The sequence below is a fragment of the Enterobacter cloacae complex sp. HYC042_NIDB genome (genome assembly GCF_056673315.1).
In genome coordinates this window covers 3,619,971-3,637,655 of record NZ_CP109650.1, presented here as the reverse complement: position 1 = coordinate 3,637,655, position 17,685 = coordinate 3,619,971, and the positions used below count along the sequence as shown (strand labels likewise).

The window sequence follows — 17,685 nt, the reverse complement described above, 5'->3', positions numbered from 1 at the left end:
GGTTAATCGGGTTGCTCGAGTGATTTGATATAGTCGTAAATCGCCAGCTGTGACCGCACTTTACGGCGGTTGCCGCGCGGTACGTAGCGGTTACTGAGTTCTTTGTCGATATAGCGCGCCTTCACCGTATCGCTGAACAGGATCTCGATAATGTCGAGGATACGCTGTTTCAGACGCGGATCCAGCAGCGGCGTCGCGACTTCAATTCGATAGTCAATATTGCGCGTCATCCAGTCTGCCGAAGAGAGATAGACCTGTTTATCGCCCGCATTATCGAAAATATAGACCCGATCGTGCTCAAGGTAGCGGTCAACGATGCTGATAACGCGAATATTGTCGCTGATGCCTTCCAGTTCCGGAATAAGCGAGCACATGCCGCGGATCAGCAGGTTAACCGGCACACCGGAGCTGGACGCCGCATACAGCCTGTCCACCAGCCCTTTATCGACCAGATTGTTAAGCTTCAGCGTGATGCCTGACGACAAGCCTTTCTGGGCATTGGCGATCTCTTTATCGATCATATCGTACAGCAGGCGGCGCGAGTTCTGCGGTGAGACCAGCAGATAGTCGAAGCTCACCGGACGGTACGGGTTTTCGATAAAGTTAAAGACCCGGCGCACTTCGTTGGTAATGCGGGCGTCAGCGGTTAAGAGCGAGTAGTCGGTATAAATCCGCGCGGTTTTTTCGTTAAAGTTCCCGGTGCCGATGTGGGCATAGCGCACCACGTCATCACCCTCTTTACGCGAGATCAGGAACAGTTTGGCGTGAATTTTCAGACCCGGCGCGGAGAAGATCACGTGCACGCCCGCTTCCGTCAGGCGGCGCGCCCAGTGAATGTTCGCCTCTTCGTCGAAGCGCGCCTGCAGCTCAACCACCACGGTGACTTTTTTGCCGTTGTGTGCGGCATGGATCATCGCGTCGATGATGCGAGAATCTTTCGCCACGCGGTAGATGTTGATTTTGATCGCCAGCACGTTCGGGTCGAACGAGGCCTGACGCAGCAGCTCCAGCACGTGTTCAAAGGTGTGGTACGGGTAGTAGAGCAGCACGTCGCGCTCGCGGATGGCGTCGAATCCGTTGCGGAACTTATCGAACCAGATATGACGCAGGCGCGGCAGCGGTTTGTTCACCAGATTGGCTTTGCCAACGTTCGGGAAGCCAATGAAGTCTTTAAAGTTGTGATAACGGCCACCCGGCACGATGGAGTCATAGCGCGAAATGGTCAGCTTCTCGCGCAGCATCTCCACCATGGCGTCCGGCATGTCGCGCTGATAGACAAAGCGCACCGGCTCGGCCGTCAGGCGCTGTTTCAGGCTGGAGGACATCAGCTCCATCAGGCTGGCTTCCATCTCGTGCACCAGGTCATATTCGGCGTCACGGGTCATCTTCATTGAGTAGGCGTTTAACGCATCGTAATCGAAGAAGCCTTTGAAAATGTCGTCCAGGCAGTAGCGCAGGATGTTATCCAGCAGGATCATCGGCTTGCGTCTGCGCGGGGTTTCCGGCGGCAGGTTCACGAAGCGCGGCACCTTGTCGGACGGGATCTCCAGCAGGGCATAACGGATGGATTCACCGCGAATAATTTCCACCGCCAGGTAGGTGTAGTCATCCTTCAGGAACTGCACCAGATCGGTTTCGCGGTTGATGAGAATCGGGGTAATGTGCTGGCGCAGGTACTGTTTAAAGTAGTGGCGCAGCCAGTTTTGTTGGTTAACGGAAAGCTGACGTTCGTTAATCAGGAAGATTTGATTGCGCGCCATCTCCAGCAGCAGTTCGTTATACAGGCCGTCAAATTCCTGATCGGCTTTCAGCACGCGGGACTGGATTTTGCCCAGCAGATGCCGCGAGTGCGAGTTTAAGCCCTGTTCTTCGCTGATGATGATGCGTCTTTTCAGCTCGGCAAAGCGAACCTTGTAGAACTCATCCAGGTTGTTGGAATAAATGCCTAAAAAACGCATGCGTTCGATCAGCGGGTTACTTTTGTCTGCCGCTTCCTGGAGTACACGTTCGTTAAATGCTAACCAGCTTAGCTCTTTCTCGATATATAACTTTTCCTGACCCATTACAGCTCACACTCCAGTTCAATCACAGGACGTGGTAAATCCGTCTCGTCCTTATTATGGCGAGCATTTCCACGATATGTCCAACAGTGCCAGAAAAGTATGACAGTTATTTTTTTTGTTGAGGAATTTAGCGGGTTGGGGGAGGGAATATCGGGTAAGCGAAGCGCCACCCGACATAGCAAACTACTCTTCGGTCGCATAACCCTGCGGGGGCAACTTCACGCCGTCCAGCCAGGCTGCGCCGTCGCGCATTTCGAGACGCCCGTCGACAAACCAGCTTACCACCAGCGGGTAAATGGCGTGCTCCTGCGTCTGCACGCGTTCGGTCACGTCGTCTTCGTTGTCGCCGTCAAAGACCGGGACTTTCGCCTGCAGGATCACCGGGCCACCGTCCAGCTCGTCGGTCACGAAATGGACGGAGGTACCGTGCTCCTCGTCACCGTTTTCCAGCACCTGACGATGGGTATGCAGGCCGGGATATTTTGGCAGCAGGGAAGGGTGAATATTCAGCAGTCGACCGGCGTAGTGTTCGACGAAGGCCGGGCTCAGAATACGCATATAGCCCGCCAGCACCACGAGGTCAGGCGCGTAGGCGTCAATCTCCTGCACCAGCTCGCGGTCAAAGGCTTCACGTCCGGCGAACTGGCTGGCTTCCAGCGCGTGAGCGGGAATGTTCGCTTCCCGCGCGCGCTCAAGGCCGAACGCGTCGGCCTTGTTGCTGAAAACTGCCCGAATGGTGCCATTGATTTTCTTCTGTTTGCAGGCGTCTATGATGGCCTGCAAATTGCTTCCGTTGCCGGAAATGAGCACCACGATGTTTTTCATTCAATGACCACACGCTGTTCGGAATCGGAGGCTTTAATCGTACCGATTTTCCACGCGTTTTCACCTTTCTCGGTCAGCAGCTTAACCGCTTTATCCGCTTCGCTTGCCGGCAGGGCGATAACCATGCCCACGCCGCAGTTAAAGGTGCGGTACATTTCGTGAGAGCTGACGTTGCCTGCAGTCTGCAGCCAGTTAAAGACGGCTGGCCACTGCCATGAGGATTCGTCAATTACCGCCTGGGTGTTGTCCGGCAGCACGCGCGGGATGTTTTCCCAGAAGCCGCCGCCGGTCAGGTGAGCAATAGCGTGAACGTCAACGTTCTCGATAAGCTCCAGCACGTTTTTCACGTAGATGCGGGTTGGGGCCAGCAGGTGGTCGGCCAGCGGTTTACCGTCCAGCTCGGTGGTCAGCGGATCGCAGCCGCTTACTTCGAGGATTTTACGCACCAGAGAGTAGCCGTTAGAGTGCGGGCCGCTGGAGGCCAGCGCGATCAGCACATCGCCATCGGCCACTTTGCTGCCGTCGATAATTTCTGATTTTTCTACTACGCCGACGCAGAAGCCCGCGACGTCATAATCTTCGCCGTGGTACATGCCCGGCATTTCAGCGGTTTCACCGCCCACCAGCGCACAGCCGGACTGCAGACAGCCTTCGGCGATACCGTTAATGACGCTGGCTGCGGTATCCACATCCAGTTTGCCGGTCGCGTAGTAATCGAGGAAGAACAGCGGCTCTGCGCCCTGAACCACCAGGTCGTTCACACACATCGCAACCAGATCGATACCGATCGTGTCGTGACGTTTTAAATCCATCGCCAGGCGCAGCTTGGTGCCTACGCCGTCAGTACCCGAGACCAGAACAGGTTCACGATATTTTTGCGGCAGCGCGCACAGTGCGCCGAATCCACCCAGACCACCCATCACTTCCGGGCGGCGGGTTTTCTTCACCACACCTTTGATTCGGTCAACCAGCGCATTACCTGCGTCAATATCAACACCGGCATCTTTGTAGCTGAGAGAAGTTTTGTTGGTCACGGCTTAAATCCCCACGCGATTGCATAGCTAGTAAGAAAAATCGGCGCAATTCTAACAGTCCAGGCAAACGTTTGCGAGCCTATTCTGGACGTGGGGATCTTTTTTTCTGTATAGCCCGTAAATGCAGCCAAACTTGACTCCGTTCACGAAAATGAAACCGGTTTCGGCGATCTGCTTGCAACGAATATCCCCTTTGCACATCATCGAACTGAAACCGGTTTCTGTAATTGTTTTTGCAGAAAATAACGCAGAATGAGGGAAAGCGAATGTCAGGATTCAAAGCAGATTTTCTGTGGGGTGGGGCCGTTGCGGCGCACCAGCTTGAGGGCGGCTGGAAAGAGGGCGGTAAGGGCGTAAGTGTTGCCGATGTCATGACCGCGGGCGCCCACGGCGTGCCGCGTGAAATCACCAACGGCGTGCTGGAGGGGAAAAACTACCCTAACCATGAGGCTATCGATTTCTACCACCGTTATAAAGAAGACATCAAACTCTTTGCCGAGATGGGGTTCAAATGCTTCCGTACCTCCATCGCCTGGACGCGTATCTTCCCGAAAGGCGACGAGCTGGAGCCGAACGAGGCGGGCCTGAAATTCTATGACGATCTGTTCGACGAATGCCTGAAGTATGGCATTGAACCGGTTATCACGCTTTCCCACTTTGAGATGCCGTTCCACCTGGTGACGGAATACGGCGGCTGGCGCAACCGTAAGCTGATCGACTTCTTCGTGCGTTTTGCAAAGGTCGTTTTTGAGCGTTACCAGCACAAGGTGAAGTACTGGATGACCTTTAACGAGATCAACAACCAGGCTAACTTCCACGAAGACTTTGCGCCATTTACCAACTCCGGGCTGAAGTACGCGCCTGGTGAAGACCGCGAGCCGGTGATGTTCCAGGCGGCGCACTACGAACTGGTGGCCAGCGCCCTGGCGGTGAAGGCGGGCCGCGAGATTAACCCGTCGCTGCAGATCGGCTGCATGATTGCCATGTGCCCCATCTACCCGCTGACCTGTGCGCCGGACGACATGATGATGGCGATGAACGCCATGCACCGTCGCTACTGGTTTACCGACGTTCACGTGCGCGGCAAATATCCGCAGCATCTGCTCAACTACTTCGAGCGTCGCGGCTTCGCGCTGGATATCACCGAAGAAGATAAAGCCGCGCTGAAGCAGGGCTGCGTGGATTACATCGGGTTCAGCTACTACATGTCTTTCGCCACCAAAGCGACGGCAGATAACCCGGCGCTGGACTACGACGAGAGCAAGAGCCTGGTCTCCAACCCGTACGTGCAGAAATCCGACTGGGGCTGGCAGATTGATCCGGTCGGGCTGCGCTACTCCCTGAACTGGTTCTGGGATCACTATCAGCTGCCACTGTTTATCGTTGAGAACGGCTTTGGCGCGATCGACGTGCAGGAGAGCGACGGCACGGTGAACGACCAGTACCGCATTGATTACCTTTCCGCACACATCCGCGAGATGAAAAAAGCGGTGGTGGAAGACGGCGTGGATCTAATGGGTTATACCCCGTGGGGCTGTATTGACCTGGTGTCTGCCGGAACGGGCGAAATGAAAAAACGCTACGGCTTTATCTTTGTCGATAAAGATAACGAAGGTAACGGCACCCTGAACCGCAGCAAGAAGAAATCGTTCGACTGGTATAAGCAGGTGATTGCGAGCAACGGCGATAACCTCTAATTGTCGGGTGGCGCTAACGCTTACCCGACCTACAATACACGTAGGCCCGCGTAAGCGCAGCGCCACCGGGCAAGACCCCGCACCCAAGCCGGAGCCCAGCCTCCGGTTTTTTTGTTTTTGATTGATGTACGTCAAGCAAGTTGGGTATGGCGCAATCCGAAAAAAGCGGTATAATCCCGCGATTTTTTTGCGGATGCCACCTCAGAGGAGAAAGAGAATGAAGATTGTGGAAGTGAAACACCCACTCGTTAAACACAAGTTGGGCCTGATGCGTGAGCATGACATCAGCACGAAGCGTTTTCGCGAACTGGCTTCTGAAGTGGGCAGCCTGCTGACCTACGAAGCAACCTCCGATCTGGAAACGGAAAAAGTGACCATCGAAGGCTGGAACGGCCCGGTGCAGGTTGAGCAGATCAAAGGTAAGAAAATTACCGTAGTGCCTATCCTGCGTGCCGGTCTTGGCATGATGGAAGGCGTGCTGGAGCACGTACCGAGCGCGCGCATCAGCGTGGTCGGTATCTACCGTAACGAAGAGACGCTGGAGCCGGTACCTTACTTCCAGAAGCTGGTCTCTAACATCGACGAGCGCATGGCGCTGGTGGTTGACCCAATGCTGGCGACCGGCGGTTCAATGATCGCCACCATCGATCTGCTGAAAAAAGCGGGCTGCAGCAGCATTAAGGTGCTGGTTCTGGTTGCTGCTCCGGAAGGGATCGCGGCGCTGGAAAAAGCGCACCCGGACGTTGAGCTGTACACCGCCTCTATCGACCAGGGGCTGAACGAGCACGGGTACATCATCCCGGGGCTCGGCGATGCCGGCGATAAGATCTTTGGTACGAAATAATCGAATAACGATAAATAAGCCGACTTTGATAGTCGGCTTTTTTTTGAATAAAAACCAACAATACTACACAGAGGAAAACACTATGACGCGCCGTGCTATCGGGGTGAGTGAAAGACCGCCGCTTTTACAGACTATCCCGCTTAGTTTGCAGCACCTGTTCGCTATGTTTGGCGCAACCGTGCTGGTGCCAATCCTGTTTCACATTAACCCGGCTACCGTGCTGCTGTTCAACGGCATCGGTACGCTGCTGTACCTCTTTATCTGTAAAGGCAAAATCCCGGCGTATCTGGGGTCGAGCTTTGCTTTTATCTCGCCGGTGCTGCTGCTGCTGCCCCTTGGGTATGAAGTGGCGCTGGGCGGCTTTATCATGTGCGGCGTGCTGTTCTGCCTGGTCTCCTTCATCGTGAAGAAAGCCGGTACCGGCTGGCTGGACGTGATGTTCCCGCCTGCGGCGATGGGCGCCATCGTTGCCGTTATCGGCCTGGAGCTGGCGGGCGTGGCGGCGAATATGGCCGGCCTGCTGCCTGCGGACGGCCAGTCACCGGACTCCAAAACCATTATCATCTCGCTGGTGACGCTGGGCGTGACGGTATTTGGCTCCGTGCTGTTCCGCGGTTTTATGGCGATTATCCCGATCCTGATCGGCGTGCTGGCGGGCTACGCGCTCTCCTTCGTCATGGGCGTTGTGGATACCACGCCGATTGCCGAGGCGCACTGGTTCGCGCTGCCAACTTTCTACACCCCACGCTTTGAATGGTTCGCCATTTTCACCATTCTGCCTGCCGCGCTGGTGGTAATTGCGGAGCACGTTGGCCACCTGGTGGTGACGGCGAACATCGTGAAGCGCGACCTGATCCGCGACCCGGGTCTGCACCGCTCCATGTTTGCCAACGGTTTCTCCACCATCATCTCCGGTTTCTTCGGCTCCACGCCAAACACCACCTATGGTGAAAACATCGGCGTGATGGCGATTACCCGCGTCTACAGTACCTGGGTTATCGGCGGCGCGGCGATCATCGCCATTCTGCTCTCCTGCGTGGGCAAGCTGGCGGCAGCGATCCAGATTATCCCGGTCCCGGTAATGGGCGGCGTTTCCCTGCTGCTGTACGGCGTGATCGGTGCCTCCGGTATTCGCGTTCTGATTGAATCCAAAGTGGATTACAGCAAGGCGCAAAACCTGATCCTGACCTCGGTGATCCTGATTATCGGCGTGAGCGGCGCGAAGGTGCACATCGGTGCGGCCGAGCTGAAGGGCATGGCGCTGGCGACCATCGTGGGCGTGGGCCTGAGCCTGATTTTCAAGCTGATCTCGGTGATCCGCCCGGAAGAGGTGGTGCTGGACGCTGACGAAAGCGAAAAAGCCCCACACTGATCCATTAACTGGGCGAAGGATCGCCCGGTTCTCTCCTGGCGGGTTCCGTGTTAAACTCATCGCCGATTTTATGTAAGATCTCTGGTTGAGGTATTTCTGAACGGACCGGCACAGCTCTCTCTGCCACTCTATCTCCCTGACGACGAAACTTTTGCGAGTTTCTGGCCGGGTGATAACCCCTCTTTACTGGCTGCACTGCAAAACGTGCTGCGTCAGGATCACAGCGGATACATCTATATCTGGTCACGCGAAGGCGCGGGGCGCAGTCACCTGCTGCATGCGGCCTGTGCCGAGCTTTCGGCGCGCGGCGATGCGGTCGGCTACGTGCCGCTGGATAAACGTACCTGGTTTGTGCCTGAAGTGCTTGAGGGCATGGAACATCTCTCGCTGGTCTGCATCGATAATATCGAATGCGTGGCGGGGGACGAGCCGTGGGAAATGGCGATCTTTAACCTCTACAACCGCATTCTGGAGTCGGGCAAAACCCGGTTGCTGATCACCGGCGATCGTCCGCCGCGCCAGCTTAATCTTGGGCTGCCGGATCTGGCGTCTCGTCTGGACTGGGGGCAAATCTACAAGCTCCAGCCGCTGTCAGATGAAGATAAGCTGCAGGCGTTACAGCTGCGAGCAAAGCAGCGCGGCTTTGAGCTGCCGGAAGACGTGGGCCGTTTCCTGCTCAAGCGTCTGGACCGCGAGATGCGCACCCTGTTTGATACGCTCGATCAGCTCGATCGCGCCTCCATTACCGCCCAGCGCAAGCTGACCATTCCGTTTGTGAAAGATATTCTTAAGCTGTAGTTATGCCGGGTGGCGGCTGCGCCTTACCCGGCCTACATATGGCGTCCGTAGGCCCGGTAAGCGCAGCGCCACCGGGCTAAAGATCCCCCAGCAAGTGCTCCACCAGCAGCGGAATCGGCCTACCCGACGCCACGCTCCTGCCGTTCTCGCGCCACAGCGCCGTGCCGCTGATATCCAGATGCGCCCACGGGATCGTCTGCGGGCAAAAATGGTGCAGCAGCCACGCCGCCGACGCGCTGATTGCCGCGTTGTTTGTCGGGGTGTTGCACAGATCGGCAATCGCGCTGTCGGTCTGCTTTTTCAGCCGCGCGTCCAGCGGCAGAGACCACACTTCGTCGCCGCTCCGCTTACCCGCCTGCGTCAGCGCGGCGCGCAGCGGCTCGTCCTGCGTCATCAGCCCGCTCAGCTCATACCCCAGCGCTTTCACCACCGCACCGGTTAAGGTCGCCATATCAATGATATAGCGTGCCTGCGGATGGCGCTGGCTGGCCCAGGCGATGGCATCCGCCAGCACCAGTCGGCCTTCGGCATCGGTGTTGTTGATTTCAACCGTCATGCCGTTGCAGGCCGTTGCTACCGAGCCGGGCTGCATGGCGTCCGGTCCGATGGCGTTTTCCGCCAGCGCAAGCACGCCCATGATGCGTACGGGCAGCGCCAGCTCTGCTAAGGTCAGCATCAGCCCCAGCACGTTGGCCGCACCGCACATGTCGTATTTCATGGTGTACATGCCTGCGCCTTCCTTCAGCCACAGGCCGCCGGTATCGAAGGTAATGCCTTTACCTACGTAGCAGCGCACCGGGCCGTCAGAAACGCCGTCGTAATGAATAGCCAGCAGACGTGGCGGGCAGGTCGCCCCTTTGCCGACGGCGTTCAGCAGCCCAAGACCCTGCTCAACAATAGCCTTTTCGTTCAGCACCTCGCAGCGCAGGGCAGGGTAGGCGGCACACAGTTTTTGCGCCTCTTCGACCATAAACTGCGGCGTACAGCGATCGGACGGTATATCCGCCAGGCGACGCGCCGCGACCATGCCGTGGGCGATGGCCTGCTGCTGGCGGAAAATTGTTTCCAGCTTCGCCTGCTGCTCCGGCAGGCAGAGGGCGGTGATGTGCTTAATACGAACGCACTCACTGGTTTTTTTCAGCTGTAAATCGCTCAGCCTGTGCGCCTGATTAAAGAGAAAACGCAGCACCTGCGCCAGCACTACCTCGTCGATATTTGTTGCGTCCAGCACGATATCTGCGCTGACGGGAGAGGCAAACAGCGGTCGCAGGGCGGCAAGCAGGCCTTCAGTGAGCGCGTCATGCCAGAGCGCATCCGGCAGCAGGGTGATGCGCGCAAAGGGCGCGCAGCCAAAGCGGGTGTCCGCGATGCCGTCAGAGTCACGCATTTCCGCAACAAGCGCGGTTTGCGGCAACTGCGCACAGGAGACGCGGGCGATTAAATGGCTTCGCGGCTTTGCGTCAGAAAGTGCGGTGATAAACTGATACGCAATCATCATGACTCCTCAATCGGTGCGCGGATCCGCGCGGCGTAGGCCTGCATCCACTCTTCGTCCACGGCGTGATAGTGCGTTTTCTCCCGCAGGCGCTCGGTACGAAAAACGGTGAGGGGCTGACGGGCCGTCGCCACCACAAACGAGAAGGTTTTGATGTTAGTGGCGGCGCCAAATTCGCCCCTGTTGTTCATGCACACCACGGAGAGATCGCCCACGCGACCGAAGCGCGACATCAGCTTGTCTTCCAGCTCGAACACCACGGAGTCTGCCGCCTGCTGCGGCGTCATACCCTGCGCCATGCGACGAACGATTTCGTAGCTCGTGCAGCCTTTCATCAGATCTTCACCGACGCCCGTAGCGGTGGCCGCGCCGGTTTCGCTGTCGCAGTAAAAGCCGGAGCCGATAATCGGCGAATCCCCAATGCGGCCGCGTTTTTTCATAAACAGGCCGCTGGTGGAGGTGGCAACGCTCATCGACCCCTGCTTATCGAGGCCGATAATGCCGACGGTGTCGTGTCCGTCGTACGGGCTTAAGCCTTTATCCAGCGTCTCGCGGCAGCGTTTGCGGTAGTGCTGCATAGCCCGTTCGGTAAGCATGCTTTTGTCGGCAAAGCCCTGACTTAGCGCCCATTCACGCGCGCCCTGGCCGACCAGCAGGCTGTTGTAGCGCTGGCGGCTGAGCGCGTGTGCCACGCGCACCGGGTTGGCGATATCCACCAGGTTCCCCACGGCACCGAACGCCAGCGTGTCGCCGTCCATGAATGCCGCGTCCAGCTCGACTTCGCCGTTTTCGGTCGGCAGCCCGCCGTAGCCGACGGATTTATAAAACGGAAAGTCTTCGACGGCGGCGACGGCATCAACCACCGCCGTAGCGACCGGTTTTCCCGCCGCCAGGGCAGACGCAGATTCCGTTACCCCTTCAAGCGCCATTCGCCAGGTTGCGATAATTCCCCACATGCTTTACTCCTGTTTTGCAAGGGTGGTGTCGGTTTGCGTAACGGTGGCAATTTCCGCCGCGCGGTACTGTTTGTCCACGATACGCATGAAAGGCAGGTACAGCATGGCGCCAATCAGCAGGTTGATTAGCTGCATCACGCTGCCGCTCAGGTGTCCGGTGACGATAAAACCGCTGATCACCGGCGGCAGCGTCCAGGGGATAAACACCCCGGTGGTGACGGCGACCGCGCCAATCTTCATCGCCGCATATTGCACGGTGACCAGCACCAGCGGCACCAGGTTGAACGGAATAAGCATGATCGGGTTCATGATCACCGGTAGGCCAAACAGAATCGGCTCGTTGATGTTAAACACCGACGCCCCGGCGCCGAGACGCGCCACTTCGCGCATGTTTTTACTGCGGGCAAAAATCAGCATCGCAATTACCAGCGACAGCGTAGCACCCGCGCCGCCCATCCAGATCATGTCAAAAAACTGTTCCGTGATAATGTGCGGCGGCGTCGTCCCCGCCTGGATCGCGGCGATGTTGTCGGTCTGATTTTCCATCCACAGCGGACGAATGATGCCGTTAATCATCGAGCCGGAGTTAATGCCCACTGACCAGAGAATGGTGATGCTGAATACCGTCATCAGCGCACCGAAATAGGAGGTGCCGTAGTGGCGCACCGGGGTAGCAACCACTTCATAAATAAACTGGTGGATGGTGTTGTAGTGAGTGTTCTCGAAGACGATGCGGATACCCAGTACCAGAATCATCACCAGCAGGGCGGGGATCAGCGCCGCGAACGACTCCTGCACCGCAGGAGGCACGCCGTCCGGCATTTTAATGACCAGATTTTTGCGCTTCAGCCAGCAGAACAGCTCCGTCCAGAGCAGCGAGCCGATCATCGCCACGAACAATCCTTTGCTGCCAATCCACTCCACCGGCATCACGGTAATACCGCCGTTTTCCGCCACCTTAATAAACGGCGTCAGGATCAGAAACGCGACCAGCGCCAGAATGCCGCAGGAGATGCGGTCCTCGCCGTAGTGTTCCGCCAGGCGGAAGGCGACCAGGAAGCTGATGAACAGCGACATGGTGGAGAACACCGCGTTGAATGGAATTTCAATAATCGCGCTCCAGCTCTCACCAAAGGCCTGAGACATAAACTGCTGATAGGCCTGGTTAGGGAAGGAGGAGATAACCAGCAGAATGGAGCCGACGATAATAAATGGCATGAATGACACGTAGGCACCGCGAATGGCCCCGAGATGACGCTGCTGGGCCGTTTTCGCCGCCAGGGGCATCAGTTTTGCTTCAAGAAATCCCAGAACATTGTTCATTGTGAACTCCGTACAAGATTGAGGGGTGTTGTTTATGTTATGTCTGTGGATTATCAGTGAAGCGCGGCGAGCGAAAGGTGAAACCGGTCACAAAGCAATCGCCTGTGTTATATAAATCTCATATGATTAGTTAACGGAATTGTTGCGATGGAAATTAAACTTCACGCCAATGCGACCACCACGCCGCGTATCCGCCGCTATCTGCAACAGTCAGATAAAAGCGACAGAGAGCTTGCTCTTGAGCTGGGGATCTCGGTGACCACCGTCAGGCGCTGGCGCAACCGCGACCAGGTTTCGGATAACCACACCACGCCAAAAGTGATACACAAAGCGTTGAGACAGGAGCAGGTGGCGCTGGTGAATGCGCTGCGCGACATCTCAGGGGCGCCGTTAGATGAACTGCTGCAGATGGTTAACGACGTGCTGGGGATCCGCGTTTCAAGGGCAACCCTGAATCGCTATCTCAAACCGGCCTCCGCGAAGCTAAAAGGGGGGCCGTTGCAGGGAATAAAAGCGCTGAAGGCTGGCATGCGGCCGCATACGCTGATGCTCCATCATCTGCCTTTATCCCTGCACATGGACGATGGGGGCGAACAACATCTGCTCTGGGCGCGCGAACCGGTGAGCGGCTGGTGTTATGCCCGGCTCTATGCAGGACTGTCGCCCCAGTTGCTCAATACCTGGACGCGGGCGCTGCTTGATGACTGTCCGGCTGATATACAATCTATTGAGACTTTTGGTTTTGAGCTGACGGACGCTGCAATAGATGTGGCTGTAAAAACGCATCTCCAAAAACACAACACGCTTCAGGTAGCGGTGCCATTAGGCGATGTTATTCCTCGCGTGAATGATGAACCGGCGGGAGAGGTGTTGATCGCGCTGTGCGAGTTTTATAACCGGGGCAAAACGCAGAAAAAGCTGGGAGAGAGTACGCCGCAGGCGTTTCTGGAAGCGCTGCGGCGTAGGGACTAGAGAATTTCGAGCACATCTTCCGGCGGACGGCCAATGCGCGCCTTGCCGTTCGCCACCACAATCGGGCGCTCAATCAGCTTTGGATTGTCGACCATCGCCTGTACCAGCTCAGCCTCGGTGAGGCGGCTGTCATCCAGATTAAGCGATTTATACAGATCCTCTTTCTGACGCATCAGTTCGCGCGCGCTGCCCATCCCCAGCATGTGCAGCAGCTCGCGGATCGTCTGCGCGTCCGGCGGCGTCTCCAGATACAGCACCACTTCCGGGTCGATGCCGTTAGATTTCAGCAGGCTGAGGGTGTCGCGGCTCTTGGAGCAGCGAGGGTTATGGTAAATTTTTACCGCGTCTGTCATGACTTCTCCTTTATTACATCTTCTCGTACGGCTTAAAGCGTTGTTGCAGGCCGCGCAGCTGGTCGATACGCGCGTCGTAGCGGGCCTGCTGCAGGCTGCCGAGCTTCACCTGCGAGCTGGCGCTGCTGAGCAGGGAAATAGCCTGATCGAGACGGCCCGCCAGCGCCAGCCCTTCAGCACGCGCCGCCAGTTCCTGATCGCGGTTACCGAGTTGCCCCTGCGCCTGAGCGAGCAGCTCCCAGCCGTTCTGGTCATCTTTATTGTTAAACGTGTAGCGGTTCAGAATGGTCACGGCCTGCGCAGGCTGACCGCCCTGCAAGTAAGCGTTCGCCAGGTTAAGCTGCAGCACCGGGTTGGTCCGTATGTCTTTCGCCCCTTTCAGGCGGTTAATCGCATCAGTGGCTTTTTTCTGCCCCAGATCGATATCCGTCGAGAGATCGAGATACCACGGATTGTTCGGGTCGGCTGCCAGCAGCGGCTGCAGCGCTTTACGCGCCTCGTCGTATTTACTGGCTTCCATCGCCTGTAGCGCCTGACCATACTGCGCGGCATTTTTTTCCCGCACGTTGCCTTTCGCCAGGGTATCCAGCAGATCGCTGGTGAGCTGGTTACGTCCGGAGTTGTACATGCCGAGCGTTCTTACTTTCGCCATGTAGAAGTCCTGCGAAGACTGTACGACCACCGGGCGCATCTGGTTGGCACGGTTGCGTGCGTCCGAGAGACGGCTTTCCGGCAGCGGGTGGGTGAGCAAAATTTCCGGCGGACGGGAAGAATACCGTGCCTGGTCGAGCAGTTTTTCCAGGAAGCTCGGCATGGCCTGCGGGTCAAAGCCGGAGCGCTGTAAAACCTGAATGCCGATGCGGTCAGCTTCCTGCTCGTTTTGCTGGGTGAAGCTGATCATCCCCTGACGCGTTCCCGCAAGCGTACCGGTCAGGGCCGCCATCCCGGCTTGCGGGCTGGCCATCGCCAGCAGAATAGAGCCTAGTGCGCCCACCCAGGTGAGCGGGGCGTTACGCTTCTGGTCTTCCATTGCACGCGCGAGGTGGCGCTGGGTAACGTGCGAAATTTCGTGCGCCATTACCGAAGCCAGCTGGCTTTCGTTGTCTGAGTAACGGAATAACGCCGAATGCAGCACCACGTTTCCGCCGAAGAAGGCGAAGGCGTTGATTTCGTCGTTATTAATCAAATAGAAGTGGAAGGGCGTTTTTACCGAATCGGCGTGCGCCACCAGGCGCATCCCCAGCCCGTTAATGTACTGCACCAGCAAAGGGTCGTTGATCAGCGGGGCGCTACCGCGCAGCTGGCGCACATAGTAATCACCCATCTGCATCTCTTGCCCGATAGAGAGCGTGCTTCCTGCCGTGGTGCCCATGTCCGGCAATGAATCGGACGAGTCAGCGAAAGCGGGCAACACCTGACCGACCGTCACTGCGGCAATCAGTGTTGCAACCAGTGTTTTTCTCAACTGCCTGAACATAACCACTGTCCTGTATGTTGGAGGTGCTAATTTGACCGATGAACCGGCATATCGTTCATCTCTGCTGCCCTGCGAGTGTAGCCGTGTTACCGCATGAAGAAAATCCCATTCATCAGGCTTTTGCGGATTGTGACAGGGATACAAAAAGCGAAAGTCTTTTTTGTGACAGTTAGATACAATTCACCGTCTCACTCCCGCCAATCGATTCAGGGAAGGGTTGTATGCTCGAAATGTTAATGCAGTGGTATCGGCGTCGGTTCAGTGACCCGGAAGCCATTGCTTTGCTGGTTATTCTGGTTGCCGGGTTCGGTATTCTGTTCTTTTTCAGCGGCCTTCTCGCCCCTCTGCTGGTGGCGATTGTGCTCGCATACCTGCTGGAGTGGCCAACGGCGCGCCTGGAACATATCGGCTGTTCGCGCCGCTGGGCAACGAGTATCGTGCTGGTGCTGTTTGTCGGCATTCTGCTGCTGATGGCATTTGTGGTGATGCCGGTTGCCTGGCAGCAGGGGATCTACCTGATCCGCGATATGCCCGGCATGTTGAACAAGCTGTCTGATTTCGCCGCCACGCTGCCGCGTCGTTACCCCGCGCTGATGGATGCGGGGATCATAGATGCGATGGCCGAAAACATGCGCGCCCGCATCATGACGATGGGCGATTCGGTGGTGAAATACTCTCTGGCCTCGCTGGTGGGGCTGCTGACGCTGGCCGTCTATCTTGTGCTCGTGCCGCTAATGGTGTTCTTCCTGGTCAAGGACAAAGAGCAGATGCTGAACGCGGTACGCCGCGTGCTGCCGCGCAATCGCGGGCTGGCCGGGCAGGTCTGGCAGGAGATGAACCAGCAGATCACCAACTACATTCGCGGCAAGGTGCTGGAGATGATAGTCGTGGGAGTCGCCACCTGGATTGGCTTCCTGATCTTCGGCCTGAACTACTCGCTGCTGCTGGCGGTGCTGGTCGGATTTTCGGTTCTGATCCCGTATATCGGCGCGTTTGTGGTGACCATTCCGGTGGTGGGCGTTGCGCTGTTCCAGTTTGGGCTGGGTACTGAGTTCTGGAGCTGCTTCGCGGTGTACCTGATCATTCAGGGGCTGGACGGTAACCTGCTGGTGCCGGTGCTGTTCTCCGAGGCCGTGAACCTGCATCCGCTGGTGATTATCCTGTCGGTGGTGATTTTCGGCGGGCTGTGGGGGTTCTGGGGCGTGTTCTTTGCCATTCCGCTGGCGACGCTGATTAAAGCGGTGGTGCACGCGTGGCCGGATGTGCCTGCGGTGGAAGAGAAGTAGTTTTTGTGCGGCCTGATGCCCTCACCCCGACCCTCTCCCATAGGGAGAGGGGGAAAACACTAAAAACGGCAACCTGGGTTGCCGTTTTGCTGTTTATCAGGCGCTTTGTTTCAGCCAGTTCAACACCACGTCGTGGTGGTTGCTGGTTTTGAAGTCGTCAAACACATGTTCAACTTTACCGTCAGCGTCAATCAGGAAGCTGATGCGGTGAATGCCGTCGTAGGTTTTACCCATAAAGGTCTTTTCACCCCAGACGCCGAACTGCTCGCAGACCTGGTGGTCTTCGTCGGAAAGCAGCGTGAAGTTCAGCAGCTCTTTTTCCGCAAATCGTGACAGCTTTTCTGGTTTATCCGTGCTGATTCCCAGCACTTCCACGCCGACTTTCTTCAACTCGTCCATGTTGTCGCGTAAGCCGCAGGCCTGTACGGTGCAGCCGGGGGTCATGGCTTTCGGGTAGAAATAGACCAGAACACGCTGTCCCTGGAAGTCGGTCAAATTTACTTGCTCACCGTCTTGATCCGGTAAGCTAAATTTCGGTGCGATGTCACCGGCTTTCAGTGGATTCATTACTCAACTCCATCCTGTTCGTGCTGCGAATAATTGACGACGCTTATACTGCCCTGCGCGTTTAATTCTGTACAGAGGGCTTTGAACGCTTGCTCGATATTTGACGCATCCTGCGAGGCAGGGCTGTGTGCGGTAATTTGAATAAAGAGCGTAGGAACGGTGCTTTCGTCGCCCGGCTGCGTGCGAGAGACGAGTTCCGCAATGTTCATCTGATGGCTGTCGAACAGCGCGGTAAAGCGCTCAATCAGATGCGGAGAATCAGGGACTTCAACCTGCACCCAGACGGTCGCGGGCATGGCCGGACGCGGGCGCGCGGTGGTGCGCTTCATGACGATCAGCAAATCCAGCTCCGCGCCTTTCAGCGGCAGGGTGGATTCAATAAGGGTAATGGCATTCCATGTTCCGGACAGCAGCATGATAAACGTGAACTCTTCGCCGAGCATCGCCAGGCGGCTGTCTTCGATGTTACAGCCGCAGCTGCTCACGTGACGGGTGATGGTGTTCACGATACCCGGCCTGTCGGCACCCAGCGCGGTGATAACCAGGTAATGTTGTGATGAGGTTGTCAAACCTGTTCTTCCTTTGCATGGTTAAGTCTTCCTAAGGAAAGCATAAAAAAAACG

The 17,685-nt window shown here is 56.9% G+C and carries 16 protein-coding genes; 6 read left to right on the top strand and 10 right to left on the bottom strand.

What is annotated here, in order from left to right; all coding sequences use genetic code 11:
• Window positions 1-2: 2 nt before the first annotated feature.
• The 3 genes from ppk1 to purM all read right to left on the bottom strand — a co-directional run bounded on the left by ppk1 (window position 3) and on the right by purM (window position 3,922).
• Complete coding sequence (gene ppk1, locus OKF39_RS17400; protein ID WP_028014033.1) at window positions 3-2,063, bottom strand: polyphosphate kinase 1; 2,061 nt, start codon at window positions 2,061-2,063, stop codon at window positions 3-5.
• A 183-nt stretch (window positions 2,064-2,246) separates the two neighbouring features.
• Window positions 2,247-2,888 (bottom strand): phosphoribosylglycinamide formyltransferase, encoded by a 642-nt coding sequence (purN, locus tag OKF39_RS17395; protein ID WP_479983192.1) that lies wholly within the window; start codon window positions 2,886-2,888, stop codon window positions 2,247-2,249.
• The gene (gene purM, locus OKF39_RS17390; protein ID WP_008501643.1) at window positions 2,885-3,922 is read right to left on the bottom strand and encodes a phosphoribosylformylglycinamidine cyclo-ligase; all 1,038 of its coding nucleotides are present in this window, start codon (window positions 3,920-3,922) and stop codon (window positions 2,885-2,887) included. The genes purN and purM overlap by 4 nt, the downstream gene beginning before the upstream one ends.
• 266 nt (window positions 3,923-4,188) lie before the next feature.
• Here purM and OKF39_RS17385 point away from each other — a divergent pair, with 266 nt between their 5' ends.
• From OKF39_RS17385 to OKF39_RS17370, 4 genes are all read left to right on the top strand, one after another.
• Window positions 4,189-5,619, top strand: a complete 1,431-nt coding sequence (locus OKF39_RS17385; protein WP_041908761.1) for a 6-phospho-beta-glucosidase — start codon at window positions 4,189-4,191, stop codon at window positions 5,617-5,619.
• Window positions 5,620-5,836: 217 nt separating this feature from the next.
• Window positions 5,837-6,463, top strand: a complete 627-nt coding sequence (upp, locus tag OKF39_RS17380; RefSeq protein WP_008501641.1) for a uracil phosphoribosyltransferase — start codon at window positions 5,837-5,839, stop codon at window positions 6,461-6,463.
• A gap of 82 nt (window positions 6,464-6,545) precedes the next feature.
• Window positions 6,546-7,835, top strand: coding sequence for a uracil permease (uraA, locus tag OKF39_RS17375; protein WP_017692944.1), 1,290 nt, complete (start codon window positions 6,546-6,548; stop codon window positions 7,833-7,835).
• Between the two features lie 96 nt (window positions 7,836-7,931).
• Window positions 7,932-8,633 carry a DnaA inactivator Hda gene (locus OKF39_RS17370; RefSeq protein ID WP_211438414.1) on the top strand — a complete coding sequence of 234 codons (702 nt, stop codon included), beginning with the start codon at window positions 7,932-7,934 and terminating at the stop codon, window positions 8,631-8,633.
• Window positions 8,634-8,709: 76 nt separating this feature from the next.
• On the opposite strand, the gene OKF39_RS17365 is transcribed toward OKF39_RS17370, so the two are convergent.
• From OKF39_RS17365 to celB, 3 genes are read right to left on the bottom strand one after another with little or no spacing between them, the layout of a single operon-like run.
• Window positions 8,710-10,128 (bottom strand): leucyl aminopeptidase family protein, encoded by a 1,419-nt coding sequence (locus tag OKF39_RS17365; protein WP_479983817.1) that lies wholly within the window; start codon window positions 10,126-10,128, stop codon window positions 8,710-8,712.
• The gene (locus OKF39_RS17360; RefSeq protein WP_028014028.1) at window positions 10,128-11,084 is read right to left on the bottom strand and encodes a glycosylasparaginase; all 957 of its coding nucleotides are present in this window, start codon (window positions 11,082-11,084) and stop codon (window positions 10,128-10,130) included. Before OKF39_RS17360 ends, OKF39_RS17365 begins: the two co-directional genes overlap by 1 nt.
• A gap of 3 nt (window positions 11,085-11,087) precedes the next feature.
• Window positions 11,088-12,407: a PTS cellobiose transporter subunit IIC gene (gene celB, locus OKF39_RS17355; protein WP_045261167.1), complete on the bottom strand. Its 1,320-nt coding sequence runs from the start codon at window positions 12,405-12,407 to the stop codon at window positions 11,088-11,090.
• 147 nt (window positions 12,408-12,554) lie between these two features.
• Between celB and OKF39_RS17350 the strand changes: the two genes are divergently transcribed.
• Window positions 12,555-13,379 carry a transposase family protein gene (locus OKF39_RS17350; RefSeq protein ID WP_479983191.1) on the top strand — a complete coding sequence of 275 codons (825 nt, stop codon included), beginning with the start codon at window positions 12,555-12,557 and terminating at the stop codon, window positions 13,377-13,379.
• On the opposite strand, the gene arsC is transcribed toward OKF39_RS17350, so the two are convergent.
• Both arsC and bepA read right to left on the bottom strand, forming a co-directional pair.
• Complete coding sequence (arsC, locus tag OKF39_RS17345) at window positions 13,376-13,732, bottom strand: arsenate reductase (glutaredoxin) (RefSeq protein ID WP_048959914.1); 357 nt, start codon at window positions 13,730-13,732, stop codon at window positions 13,376-13,378. The two genes, OKF39_RS17350 and arsC, sit on opposite strands and share 4 nt — an antisense overlap.
• A gap of 13 nt (window positions 13,733-13,745) precedes the next feature.
• Window positions 13,746-15,209 carry a beta-barrel assembly-enhancing protease gene (bepA, locus tag OKF39_RS17340; protein WP_041908772.1) on the bottom strand — a complete coding sequence of 488 codons (1,464 nt, stop codon included), beginning with the start codon at window positions 15,207-15,209 and terminating at the stop codon, window positions 13,746-13,748.
• Between the two features lie 221 nt (window positions 15,210-15,430).
• On the opposite strand from bepA, the gene OKF39_RS17335 reads away from it, so the two are divergent.
• On the top strand, window positions 15,431-16,495 hold the full coding sequence (locus tag OKF39_RS17335) for an AI-2E family transporter (protein WP_028014023.1): 1,065 nt from the start codon (window positions 15,431-15,433) through the stop codon (window positions 16,493-16,495).
• Between the two features lie 96 nt (window positions 16,496-16,591).
• Here OKF39_RS17335 and bcp read toward each other — a convergent pair whose 3' ends face one another.
• Window positions 16,592-17,062, bottom strand: a complete 471-nt coding sequence (bcp, locus tag OKF39_RS17330) for a thioredoxin-dependent thiol peroxidase (RefSeq protein WP_014171119.1) — start codon at window positions 17,060-17,062, stop codon at window positions 16,592-16,594.
• Entirely contained in the window at window positions 17,062-17,631 is a 570-nt protein-coding gene (locus OKF39_RS17325) for a glycine cleavage system transcriptional repressor (protein ID WP_028014022.1), read from the bottom strand. Before OKF39_RS17325 ends, bcp begins: the two co-directional genes overlap by 1 nt.
• Window positions 17,632-17,685: the final 54 nt, after the last annotated feature.